This window comes from Bacillus sp. V59.32b (genome assembly GCF_003429085.1).
Lineage (GTDB): Bacteria > Bacillota > Bacilli > Bacillales > DSM-1321 > Peribacillus.
Window position 1 is genome coordinate 18439 of record NZ_QVTC01000040.1, and the last position, 11496, is coordinate 29934.

The 11496-nt window shown below is 40.8% G+C and carries 18 protein-coding genes; 8 read left to right on the plus strand and 10 right to left on the minus strand.

Annotation, left to right across the window (positions count from 1 at the left end):
* Window positions 1–8 precede the first annotated feature (8 nt).
* The 5 genes from D0463_RS09840 to D0463_RS09860 form a co-directional block, all read right to left on the minus strand.
* Entirely contained in the window at window positions 9–1037 is a 1029-nt protein-coding gene (locus D0463_RS09840; protein WP_117307234.1) for an NAD-dependent epimerase/dehydratase family protein, read from the minus strand.
* A complete protein-coding gene (gene rfbC / locus D0463_RS09845; protein ID WP_117307235.1) occupies window positions 1034–1600 on the minus strand; it encodes a dTDP-4-dehydrorhamnose 3,5-epimerase in 567 nt (188 codons plus the stop codon). Before rfbC ends, D0463_RS09840 begins: the two co-directional genes overlap by 4 nt.
* Window positions 1575–2807: an L-2-hydroxyglutarate oxidase gene (gene lhgO / locus D0463_RS09850; RefSeq protein ID WP_117307236.1), complete on the minus strand. Its 1233-nt coding sequence runs from the start codon at window positions 2805–2807 to the stop codon at window positions 1575–1577. The genes rfbC and lhgO overlap by 26 nt, the downstream gene beginning before the upstream one ends.
* A 25-nt stretch (window positions 2808–2832) precedes the next feature.
* Window positions 2833–3588: a sulfotransferase family 2 domain-containing protein gene (locus D0463_RS09855; RefSeq protein WP_117307237.1), complete on the minus strand. Its 756-nt coding sequence runs from the start codon at window positions 3586–3588 to the stop codon at window positions 2833–2835.
* 92 nt (window positions 3589–3680) lie between these two features.
* The gene (locus D0463_RS09860; RefSeq protein ID WP_117307238.1) at window positions 3681–4412 is read right to left on the minus strand and encodes a sugar phosphate nucleotidyltransferase; all 732 of its coding nucleotides are present in this window, start codon (window positions 4410–4412) and stop codon (window positions 3681–3683) included.
* 291 nt (window positions 4413–4703) lie between these two features.
* On the opposite strand from D0463_RS09860, the gene D0463_RS09865 reads away from it, so the two are divergent.
* Window positions 4704–4886, plus strand: coding sequence for a hypothetical protein (locus tag D0463_RS09865; RefSeq protein ID WP_133299565.1), 183 nt, complete (start codon window positions 4704–4706; stop codon window positions 4884–4886).
* 152 nt (window positions 4887–5038) lie between these two features.
* Here the strand turns inward: D0463_RS09865 and D0463_RS09870 are convergent, their stop codons facing one another.
* Window positions 5039–5260 (minus strand): hypothetical protein, encoded by a 222-nt coding sequence (locus D0463_RS09870; RefSeq protein ID WP_133299566.1) that lies wholly within the window; start codon window positions 5258–5260, stop codon window positions 5039–5041.
* A 263-nt stretch (window positions 5261–5523) separates the two neighbouring features.
* Here D0463_RS09870 and D0463_RS19205 point away from each other — a divergent pair, with 263 nt between their 5' ends.
* The 7 genes from D0463_RS19205 (at window position 5524) to D0463_RS09910 (ending at window position 8670) form a co-directional block, all read left to right on the plus strand.
* Window positions 5524–6003 (plus strand): hypothetical protein, encoded by a 480-nt coding sequence (locus D0463_RS19205; RefSeq protein ID WP_133299567.1) that lies wholly within the window; start codon window positions 5524–5526, stop codon window positions 6001–6003.
* 424 nt (window positions 6004–6427) lie between these two features.
* The gene (locus tag D0463_RS09885) at window positions 6428–6616 is read left to right on the plus strand and encodes a hypothetical protein (protein ID WP_117307243.1); all 189 of its coding nucleotides are present in this window, start codon (window positions 6428–6430) and stop codon (window positions 6614–6616) included.
* Window positions 6617–6670: 54 nt separating this feature from the next.
* Complete coding sequence (locus tag D0463_RS09890; protein WP_301950640.1) at window positions 6671–6982, plus strand: potassium channel family protein; 312 nt, start codon at window positions 6671–6673, stop codon at window positions 6980–6982.
* Entirely contained in the window at window positions 6972–7403 is a 432-nt protein-coding gene (locus D0463_RS09895) for an NAD-binding protein (protein WP_117307245.1), read from the plus strand. The genes D0463_RS09890 and D0463_RS09895 overlap by 11 nt, the downstream gene beginning before the upstream one ends.
* Before the next feature lie 209 nt (window positions 7404–7612).
* Window positions 7613–7897 (plus strand): stage V sporulation protein S, encoded by a 285-nt coding sequence (locus D0463_RS09900; protein WP_117307246.1) that lies wholly within the window; start codon window positions 7613–7615, stop codon window positions 7895–7897.
* A gap of 53 nt (window positions 7898–7950) precedes the next feature.
* Window positions 7951–8331 (plus strand): HupE/UreJ family protein, encoded by a 381-nt coding sequence (locus D0463_RS09905; protein ID WP_483295728.1) that lies wholly within the window; start codon window positions 7951–7953, stop codon window positions 8329–8331.
* A gap of 66 nt (window positions 8332–8397) precedes the next feature.
* Window positions 8398–8670 (plus strand): helix-turn-helix domain-containing protein, encoded by a 273-nt coding sequence (locus D0463_RS09910; protein WP_117307247.1) that lies wholly within the window; start codon window positions 8398–8400, stop codon window positions 8668–8670.
* Window positions 8671–8890: 220 nt separating this feature from the next.
* On the opposite strand, the gene D0463_RS09915 is transcribed toward D0463_RS09910, so the two are convergent.
* The 4 genes from D0463_RS09915 to D0463_RS09930 all read right to left on the minus strand — a co-directional run bounded on the left by D0463_RS09915 (window position 8891) and on the right by D0463_RS09930 (window position 11433).
* The gene (locus D0463_RS09915) at window positions 8891–9517 is read right to left on the minus strand and encodes a hypothetical protein (protein WP_117307248.1); all 627 of its coding nucleotides are present in this window, start codon (window positions 9515–9517) and stop codon (window positions 8891–8893) included.
* A 20-nt stretch (window positions 9518–9537) separates the two neighbouring features.
* Window positions 9538–9672, minus strand: a complete 135-nt coding sequence (locus D0463_RS20260; RefSeq protein ID WP_367946583.1) for a matrixin family metalloprotease — start codon at window positions 9670–9672, stop codon at window positions 9538–9540.
* 248 nt (window positions 9673–9920) lie between these two features.
* Complete coding sequence (locus D0463_RS09925; RefSeq protein WP_254052764.1) at window positions 9921–10448, minus strand: PCYCGC domain-containing protein; 528 nt, start codon at window positions 10446–10448, stop codon at window positions 9921–9923.
* Window positions 10449–10677: 229 nt separating this feature from the next.
* The gene (locus tag D0463_RS09930; RefSeq protein WP_117307251.1) at window positions 10678–11433 is read right to left on the minus strand and encodes a hypothetical protein; all 756 of its coding nucleotides are present in this window, start codon (window positions 11431–11433) and stop codon (window positions 10678–10680) included.
* Window positions 11434–11496: the final 63 nt, after the last annotated feature.

An 11496-nucleotide genomic window follows, 5' to 3' on the forward strand; every position in this document is an offset into this window, starting at 1 on the left:
AACACCTCTTATCCTATATCGATGATTCCTCCGTGCAGTTCGGCATCTTTAATGATTTTATGCCATTTTATCAACTCTTTATACCAATCCAGCGTAATCGTTTGGGTTGATTTTTTTAATGTACCGGCTTCCAAATGCCGGTACACTTCCAGCGCGCCATCCGCTCCCGTCCACTTTGCTTTCCAATTTAATGCACTTTCGACCTTGTCAAAATTGACGCGGTAGGAACGGTGGTCTGGATCGCCATACCATTCAATCGTGATGTCCTTCGGCAGTGCCTTCGTGATTTCCTCGGCCAATTTTCCTAATTGATAGTTGTTGTTGTTTGAACCAATGTTGAAAATCTGCCGATTGATTGTCTTGGCGTCGGCATCCAGAAGCAGACACATTACATCTGTCGTATCATCAACATGGACGAATGGCCGCCATTGGGTACCGTCCCTCATCAGCGGGATCACACCGTTTTCCCATGCGCCGTAAGCCATTCCGTTTATCGCAAGGTCAAACCTCATCCTTGGTGAATATCCATAGACCGTCGCCTGTCTCATCACTGTTACCGTAAAACGTTCATCTGCCAATGGCAGAACGCCTTGTTCCGCTTTTTCCGTGGCAATAGCATAATTGCTCAGGGGGTTGGTAGGAGAGGTTTCGTCAACGATCATGTCTTGCTCCTGAAAGCCGTATAAGCTGCAGGATGACGGCAAAATATATCGCTTCACACCAAAATTTTTCGCTAAAGTCGCTGTATGGACCCTTGATACATGATTGGTAGCGAAGGTCGCGTCCTTGAACAGTTCACCGCTTGGGTCATTGGAGATGGCGACAAGATCGATAACCGCATCCACTTCCGCAAAATAATCTGGTTGCATTCTTCTTGTATCCGCTTGGATGACCGTTAGGTTTTCATGGGCACTAAGTTTATCCATGCCAAAAAAATAGCGGTCGACAGCTTTTACGGCATAGCCTCTCCCCAACAGCTTCGGGACGAGAATTGAGCCGATATAGCCGCCGGCACCTGTCACAAGCACGGTTTTCATCCTTGTCCCCCCTCGTATTTAAAATTGATTTCCGCTTTCTTGAGCAATGGCTGGTTTCGATCTTTGTCCGAGAGAACCGGATTGGAAGTCGGCCAGATGACACCGAGCTCTGGATCATTCCATCGTATTCCCCGATCATGTTCTGCTGAATAAAATTCGTCCACTTTGTACAGGATTTGCGTGTTCTTAACAAGTGTGCAAATACCGTGGGCAAACCCTTTTGGCACGATCAGCTGCCGTTTATTCTCCTCGCTTAAAACGACACCGACCCATTCCCCGTATGTCGGTGAATTTCTACGGATATCGACGACAACATCATAAAGGGCCCCTGTTAATACGCGGACACATTTCGTTTGTGCTTTCGGTTCCAGCTGATAATGGAGGCCTCTAATGGTTCCGGCTTCTGCGGATAACGACTGATTGTCTTGAACAAAATCAATATTAATTCCTAATTCTTTGTATTTCCCGGAATTATAGCTCTCCATGAAAAATCCCCGGTGGTCGCCAAATACAGCTGGTTCGATCATGACGACTCCTTCAAGCTTCGTTGTAATTAGTTTCATCAGTTAATCCTTTCTGCTTTTCCAGCAATTGGTCAATAATATAGGATGCAAATGGAAAAGAACATGTGAATCCCGGCGATACGGCGTTCAATATATGCAGGGACTTGTGGTCACCCTCGACGACAAAATCCTGGACGAGCTCCAGCGTCTCTTTATCCAGAAGCTGGGCTCGAATTCCCGGCCTTAGATATTCTCCAAAACTCTCCCGGTCAAGCGTTTTCACAAGATTAACAGCCAATCTGCTAAAATATGATTTCTGATACTTTTTCATTTCCTCAAAAGCAAGACGACGAAAGTTAAAGGCATTGAGGATAAACAGTTTCGCTTCGTAGTAAAGAATGGTCGCAAATTCTTTCAGCTTGAAGTTGGCAAATCCGCCATAGTTTTCGCGCCAAAGTGCCGGGATTGCCGTAGGGCCAATTTTAATCGTGCCATCGACCGTTTTTGTAAAATGCACCCCTAAAAAGGGATTTTCCAAGTTGGGGACCGGATAAATATTCGTCATTATGTCTTCCGTGTTTTTATCATATTTGAGATATATTCCTTTAAAGGGGATAATCGTATACTGCTTGCCGAAATTAAAATCCTTGGCGATTTTATCTGCATATAAACCTGCGGCGTTTATGAAGTAGCCATATTGGAAGGTATCGTTGTTTGTCAGAATCATGCTGTCCTGGTTCTTTTTAAATTCTGTATTAAAGTAAAAATGAACGCCCATTCCTTTGACTTCTGCTTTTAATGTTTGGCAAACCTGGACGGGGTCTACAGATGAGGTATTGGGTGAATATAGTGCTTTTTTGTAGGTCTTGGCATTAGGATCGATTTGTGCAAGTTCTTCTTCATCCATCCAATGGAGCTCTACATCATTGGCGTCAGCCCTTCTTTTCAGTTCTTCCAGCCCTTCCAATTCACTTTCATCAACCGCGACCACAAGCTTACCGCAGCGATTGACCGGAAGATTATGACTTAAACAGTAATCGGTAAGTACCTTGTTTCCTTCTCTCGTAAATTTTGCTTTCAAACTGTCCGAGGTATAATAAAATCCTGCGTGCAGCACCCCGCTGTTCCGGCCGCTTGAATGCAGGGCGACATCCCTTTCTTTTTCGAGGATACAAACGGTCTGTTCCGGAAATCTCGTTTTTAATTCTCTGGCAATTGCGAGGCCAATGATACCTCCTCCGACAATTACATAGTCATAATATTTCATCTATCCCTCCCCCTCATCATGAGTTTCATATTTTTGTATTTCTGGCCATCAAGGTTTTCAAGTCTTCTTTTGATTGCGCATCTAATCGAGCCAGTTTCTCCTCCAGCAGCTGCTTCGCATAGCTGTATAATGCGTAATCCACTTCGTTGTTTCGTTTCAATTCCTGAATAATATGCTCAGGCAGCGCTTTAATTTCAGGACGGTTTCTTGTTATATTTTTCTTTCGGTAATGGATCGTCCACCAGTCAAACTGTTTCTGCATCAGATAAATCGTTTCATTAAAAAGCTCCGTTATGCCGATGAAAGCAAAGTGTTTTTTGATGTTTTTTTTTCCTTTTTCAAAGTCATTCAAGCCGATGTCTCCTGTGAGCGGAAAGCCCAGTACGATCTTGCTTTGTTTATTCATATTGTTAGCTTCCCGCTGGTATTCAAGCAATTCCATCTTCATCACTTTTTCATGCAACCCGTGATGCGGTGTATGGCGTATGAAATAATATTCGGAAATCACCCTGTCAATCGGCTCGCGAAGCATGGTTATATACAAAGAGGGTTCCGATAAATGTTGGTGAATCCCGAATGAAAGGTGGCAGTTCAGACACTTAACCCCTTCCAAATTAAGGCTTTCTAATCTTTGGACAACTGCCTGATGGTCTTTAAACGATTCATATAAGTCAATGATCTCATTTTGTGTATAGTTTTTTTTGATGATGCTGTTTAAGGTCGTTCCGGCTGTTTTTGGCATGTGAAGATGGATTAACACGTTCTTGGTCGGTTCAGTCATTTCTTTACACACCCTATATCATTATTCTTAAACCTGAATCAGGCTGTTGAAAGTCAACAGCCTTGTTTTCTTTTCACTTCTTTGACGACTCTTTAATGGTCTTTCAGTACATGCCGGTACACGAGTTCGTTTGCCTGAAAGAGAGAGTGCGGTGTACCGGCATCAACCCACCAGCCTGTCAGGATGTCGTACTGCAAGCTGTTATCTTTTATATAGAAGGTATTGACATCAGTAATTTCCAATTCCCCCCGCTCAGATGGTGTCAGCTTTTCGATATACTCGAATACTTTAGAACCATACATGTAAATTCCCGTCACACAGTAATTGGATAAAGGCTTTTCAGGCTTTTCCACAATCGACGTTATGATTTTTTTCCTTTTATCAATCTCAGCAATACCGAATCGCATTGGGTCAGTGACGGGCTTTAGTAAAACCCTCGCCCCAATTGATTGATTCTCAAACGAAGCAATAAATGGACCCAGGCTTTCCTGAAAGATATTGTCACCTAAGAGAACGATAAATTTCTCGTTTCCTGCAAATGGTTTCGCCAATGAAAGAGCTTCTGCAATGCCTCCTGCTTTTTGCTGGATTTTATAGGTTAGGGTTACATCCAGGACTTCCCCCAGTCCTAATAGGTTAATAAAAGAACTGAGATCTTCTTTATTCGTAATGATCAGGATTTCTTCAATGCCTGCTTCTTTTAATTTCAGGATTGGCCAATAGATCATCGGATAGGGACCAACCGGGAGCAGGTGCTTATTGATAATATGTGTCAAAGGCCTTAATCTGGTGCCAGTACCTCCGGCTAAAATGACTCCTTTCAAATCTTTCACTCCCTGCCTGTTACACTTTCTATAGTGTATGAGAGAGACCTTTGATGTTTCTGATGCATGAAACCATTTTTGAGCGGCAATGGCAGCTGTACTGATACTTGTCCGTTTCGCTTGCTGCTTTCTCTACATAGGTTGTATTAATCCATATATGAAAGGAGTGAACGCATATGAGCCACCGCAGAGGCTGCTGCCATTCTTGTCGTCGGGATGACTGCTGCCATCACAAGTTTCATAATCGTTGCTCTTGTATCAGCCGCCCGTTTCATGACTTAGATTGTTTTTGTGATAATCGTTTTAACCGCTTTGATCGCTTTGACAACTTTAATCGGTTTGATCGTTGTAACCGCTTTGATTGCTTTGACAACTTTAATCGGTTTGGTCGGTTCGGTCGGTTTGATCGATTTGATCGGTTTGATCGGTTTGATCGCTTCCGCAACGATGACAGATTCTGTTAATACGGCTTAAGTCCTGAAACCTCCTATTAGCTTTTTCGCTGTAAAATATTCATTTTTCTTAATGACAGATGTTTGTCCTGTCAAAAAAATAACGAAAACATAAACTATTATATAGCACAGAATAGGAGGTTTTTTATGGAGTTTACTCATCATCGCCATCATTCAACCCGATTTTGCAGCTGCCATCACAATGTTCGTCCCTCGCCCCATCATCATGGATTTAATCGAGGGGTTGATGATACATGTTCTTGCGGTCATGAACACCATCACTCCAGTCGTCACCCTCACAGGGAACAGCCTCGATTTAATCGGGGTTGCCAGAATACATGCTCTTGCCATCATCACCATGGTCGCTGCAAATGCTTGGATCATAGGGAACATCATGGCCATCATCCCCGCCACCATCACAGCCATTCGCATCAACATCCACACCACACCCACGATCATCATGCCCATTCATGCGGCTGTTCGGGCCAGCACCGGACATTCAGGGAACTAAGGTCATTAAGGTAGCATCACGATCACATCCATCATGATTGTGAATTCTGCAGATCATTTCATAATCACTGACCGGTGCTGCAGTCATTATGATTTGAGATGATCGTATTGGAAGAGAGTTTAATACTAATTGTTAAAAGGAGGATTTTATGAGTCATTTTCACGATTCTTTTTGCGTCAAATGCCGCAAGCCTTTTCATCATGACCATCATCACGATGACTGTCATCATGATCGATTTGATGTACGCGACAGGTTCATCGGCGATGATCGTTTTCTTTGTGACAACCGCTTCCAGCTTCGCCTTGGCGGCCTTCAAAGCGGACTCGCTTTTCGCATGCGGCAATTGATTGATTGTGAGGTTAAGATAAAAGTGGATTGCGGCGGAGAAAGTGACGAATTCGATTCAGTCATTTGCTTTGTCGGATCGGATTTTGTGGAAGTAGAAGTATTTGAAGACAGGGATAAAGATAGAGACAGAGATAAAGACAAGGTTCGGGATAAAGATAGAGTTCGAGATAGGGATAAAAAGCCTCGCAAAAGGCGGCATTTCGACCATAAGTTCAGAATCATTCCGCTTGAACATGTAAAAATGGTAGAATTCAAAGAAGATAAGCATGATTGCTGCTAGGTAAAGCATGTTAGTGACAAGCTTGTAGAGAAGGGAATTTGCTCTACAAGCTTTTTATTTTAAATACTAAAGAGTTTCGCTGATAACCCGCCCGCTAAAGCGCCCATTATTATGAACCAAATGATATATATAATCGCTTTGAGTTCCTGCGTCATATAAGCCTCCTAATAACCTGTTGTCACATAATATTCAGATGTAAAACTTCTACTTTACTATTTAAAATTATTATTAAATCTGAAAGGGAATAGACGGGAAGGGATTTCTTTGAGAGTATGAATATATGCCCATATAAAAGAGGGAATAGTATGATTTTCGATGCGATTATTATGGGAGCCGGGAAAGCTGGTTTGTCCATGGCTTGCCAACTTTCCAAATGCTGTGATGAAGGATTCATTCACATTAGCTCTACAAGGAGTGAAAAACCTTGAATATTGGATTGGGGATTATGCTACTCCCTATTGGAATAATTTTGATTATTTTAGGTGTACTTTCACGTAAAAAGAACGGAAAGATTACTGGTAACGGATTATTGTTTGTAGGCTCAATAATGCTTGCATTAAGTACGTTATTGATTACGGGAATATACGACCCTTATGCAAAGCACATTCGTTAACAGACATCTACAATGGAAGGAAGGTTATGAATATTGTTAATTTTTCGCAGGCTAATGAATAGGGTAAGCAAGGTTAATCATACATTTATTTTCATTTCGACTATTTTAGTTATAGCGGTTAGCACCATTGTAATGAGAAAAATGGAACCCGATACATTTCCAAGTTTATTTGATTCTCTGTGGTGGGTTATGACAACGATGACTACTGTTGGTTATGGGGATTTTTATCCGACAAGCACAGGCGGCCGCATTTTCGCAATGGCATTATACATAATAGGTATCGGTATCTTAGGAGTGGTAATAGGGAAAATCGTTGATTCGTTTGGTACTTTCAAACGATTGAGGGGAAGGGAAATTGAAATATAAGGGGAAAAATCATATTGTAATAGTTGGCTGGTCAAAGAAAGCAGAATATGCGGTAAAGGGGATTCTTTCGACTAAGGACTCTGACATAGTGATCATTGATGAACTGATTAAGGAGCCTTTTGAACACGACAGAGTTCATTTTGTTGCCGGTGATGCTGCTACAGAGAATACAATAGATATGGCGAATATTAAGGAAGCCAAATCTTTCATTATTTTTGCTGATGATAAGATTGATAATCCTTTATTGATTGATGGGAAGAGCATGTTGTTAGCAGCCTCGATAGAACAATATGCACCAAATGTAAAAACGGTTATAGAAGTAATAAAGGAAGAACATCTTAGAGGCTTTACTCACGTTAAAGTGGATGAATTTATATTATCTAACGAACTTGTTTCCAGGAGAGCTGTTGACTCTTTATAGAACTGGGAAGAGCCCTTACCTCCTCGGTTAGGGCTCTCTGTTATTAAAGCTTTTTACATGTCTTTTGTTGAACTGAAGGAGCAATTCACAGGAATACGTTTAATGGTTCTGTTTGTTTAAAATTTTGAATACTAGTTAAAGATACGATATCTGCATTCTTCTTTCCAGTGATCATATCAAGCGATTAAATAACAGGGGGAAAAACTTATATGATTACTGTATTAAAAGTATCATCAAAATCAAATCCGAATTCAGTTGCAGGTGCCATCGCGGGAGTATTAAAAGAAAGAGGAAATACAGAAATTCAAGCGATAGGAGCGGGTGCTGTAAATCAAGCGATTAAAGCCATTGCGATTGCAAGAGGATTCGTAGCACCAAGTGGTTTTAATCTCATTTTTGTTCCTGCATTTACAGATGTTTTAATCAATAATGAAAATAAAACAGCAATCAAATTATTGGTAGGCCATAGAAAAGTGTCGAGACGTTTAAAATAAATTCCCTAATATTATATTACGGTGATAGACACCCGCAGTTACCAGGCAAATTAATGGAGTCGGCCATTGCTTTAAGCATTATATACGTAGCACTCATCAATATTTTTAATCAAGAATCAAAACATCAGTCATGTCTTGCCTTCCGTTTTGGACTGATCCATGAGTTCGGTTGCCGGAATCCTGTCGGAAATGCGATTGGATGGAAACCATTTGGCATCTTCTCTGTTGTCCTTCAATATTGGTATCGAAATAGGACAGTTGCTAATCGTATCGTTGACATTCCCTATAATCCTGTGGATAAAAAAGCTAACGTTAAAGCCGATTATATGGGTCATCTCTGGAACGTCGGTAGCTATATTAGGTTTTGGACTGGTTTGATTTTTGTCAAAGGGCGTTTTGATGATATGTTACCGATTTGTAACCATAATAAATAAAAGGAACCTGCTGAACTGCACCCCATTTGTTAGACACAATTAACAATTATAGGTGCAGTTTTTATTATGTCTAAATATTCATTAGAGACAAAGCTGGTTGCTGTACAAGCATACCTTGAACATAAAGGATCTTTTAAAGTTATATCGCAAAATTACAGAGTAAGTACTACCATGTTGAAAAAATGGGTGGCTAAATTCCGTGAACACGATGAAAAAGCCTTTCACCCAAGATATACAAATTATTTAGTACAGTTTAAAATGGACGTAATTAAATACATTAACGAAACAGGAGTGTCCACGCAAGAAGCCGCCATGAAACTAATGGAGGAAATTAGGTGAGGTGTAACATGTACTAACCATGTCAGCCAGTTGCGCCTCAAGATGGTCGAAGTTATAACGGGTGCTTTACTTCAGTAAGACAAGATAAATGATTTTAAACAATCGGCGCGATTACTGGGTATCCGAAATTTTCTTATTACAGAAATTAAAAAAACTGATCATAGATTACTATGGCCAGAACCACAAAAAATGAGTGACTTTCAAAATAGAATAGATGATATTATTCTATTGTTTTAAGTTCTTTTTTATATTTCTTAATCGCTTCGTCAGTTAGTTTTTTAACGAATTTATCATCACCCTTGAACTCTAAATCACCTGGTGTTCCTTCTAGTGGGGCTTTACCGAATATTGCACTAAGTGGAATAAATGTACCTGGATCAGAACTGCTCTCATCCATAAACAAAATATAATGCTTCCCTGTTTTCATAAGTTCATAACCATCATTTGTATATATAATTTTCTTTTTCCCATCTCCAATTGTATCTGTTGCGGCATTTTCTAAAACCGGTATTACACTTGTTTTAGAAATATCTTTCCCAGTTGTATTTTTTAGTACTTTTTTGACTTGGAAATCTGATATAGTGTATCCTCCTATAATCCCTTCATAACCATCCTCTCCCTCTACTCCATCTGTAAGAATAGTAGGAACTTCTTTTGAAAGTTTTTTACCAACAACTACCAAGGTAGCCTTATTTTCCATCTCTTCTAAACTTACTAATCCATCCCGTTTTCCCTTGCCGAAGTATTCCTCTTCAATAACTGGCTTTTCTGAATCAGATGTAAAAAAACTACCCAAAGCCACTAAAGTAATTAACACTGCTCCGGCAATTGTACCTTTAAGTTTCATCTGGGAATCTTCCCCCTTTATTAATATCTCGCTCTAATTCCTGCCCAGTCATCTGCTACCGGGTTGAGTTCATCTAGAAACTCTGGGCCAGAAACCATGATGGAACGTACGTCGTCCTCGTGAGCTAGACCAAATGAGTGTCCCACTTCATGCACAGCTGTTTCTTTCTCTCGGAGATCACTAAGTCCACCGAAATCTTTCCAAAAAGTAATGTTTGAGTAAGTGTTATATACACAGCGACATGAGCTAACCTCTGAAGCATAGTCATTGGTATCTGTACTAGATTTTTCAAATCTTATAGCAGCATTGGATTTGGTATATGTTCGCCCGATAACTTTAAGTTCATAAGCAGGATCCCATGCTTTAACTCCGTACGTAGCATCGGTAGTCCACTCTCCTTAAGCTACACTTCAGGTGTTGGAGTTGGTTTCGCGTAGCCATCTTTATATTGTTTATCAATGTTTTCACGTATTTCTTTTACCGATTTTCCCTTGCTGTAATCCACCACGGACTGAGCCGCAATTTCCAGGCAAACCCCGCACTTTGTTCCATGGTCGTCCCAGACGACCGCTCCATTTTTCTTATTTTCGAATACGAAGCAATCATAATTATTCTTATGTCCAGCTTCCTCCCCGCAGCCGCAGTAGCAAGGCATTTGCTCTAACAGACCTTTATTTTGCGCAGCCGCTAAGTAGATGGTCTTCATATCGTCTGGTTTATCTGATAAAAAAGCAGGGGGCTTATCCAACCCACTTGTTTCTTCCCTGATATCTCCAGGACCAGAATGTTTGGCATGTCCCGCATGAGTTTCCTGATTTCCATGAATCACACTATTTTCTTCTTTCTTTCTCTCACTGCTTGTATCATCTTTCCCACAGGCGGCAATCAATAAGCTAGTGGAAATTCCTATCATTATAGTAATTTTTTTAATGGTCATGTCAACACTCCTTAATGATCGGTACATACCCCCATCTTACAGATAAAAGATATGATTCTTCAATTTTTTAAAAATAATCATGTCGAGTGTACAACAATATTGCCCTGATTGCCAATACTATCGTTTAGTTACATCCATTATTATTCCTGAACAGTTGCATTCAAAAAAGCTGCCGGAAACTTTCCTCGACAGCCCGAATGATAAATGCTCCAGTACAGGATATTTAATCGTTTATAACCATAAAACAAACATCTTCAATCGGGATTTCCTGCTCATTTTCTCCTTTACAAATAGCGACCGATTCTCGTGTTACGTCTTTTATTTCTCCCATTATCACTTCGTCTGGCAATACTGCTTTTACTTCTTTATCTAAAAACGCCAGAAGATATATCACGAGATCGAGACCGAAAAAAATATCGATCAGTTGCGGTGACTGCGAGACAACATCGCCAAAATTAAACGTAATCGCCCTCCTAAGGCACGGGTCAATATCGACTAATCGAGGCTCTTCTTCCGGATCGGCAAACCGGTTTTGCAGATCGATCGAGCAGACCTTCAGATAGGGAATCAACATCTGTTTTCCACCTCTTCGTACTATAACAAAGTCTCTTCCTGCAAAGTGGACTCGTCCCTTCACAACCCGATTTTCTTCTTCGTTTTCTGCGATCGGACATTCCAGTTTCACCATTACATTTTGACCGAGCAGCCCCCTAAACGCAGCTTCCCTTGCTTCTTTACGTCTTTCTTCATCCCGTCTCTCATCTGAAAGCCCCAAATCCAGGAGCAATTCGTTTGCAGCATCAATTCTTGCTTCAAGCTCCTCCAATTCTTCAGGCGGGAGACAGCTGGTCGGGGATGGGAATTTAAACGTTTCGATTTTGTCCGGACAGCGAAAATCAGGAATACAGAAGTCATCAGGGGCATCAGGAGGAACCACTTCAGGGCAGCAAAACTCTTCGCGCACAAATTTTTTCATCATTTTCACACCTCCTTTACTTAAAGGGGGAAGTTTTCTCATTCCCCCTTTGTAATTAGATATTTA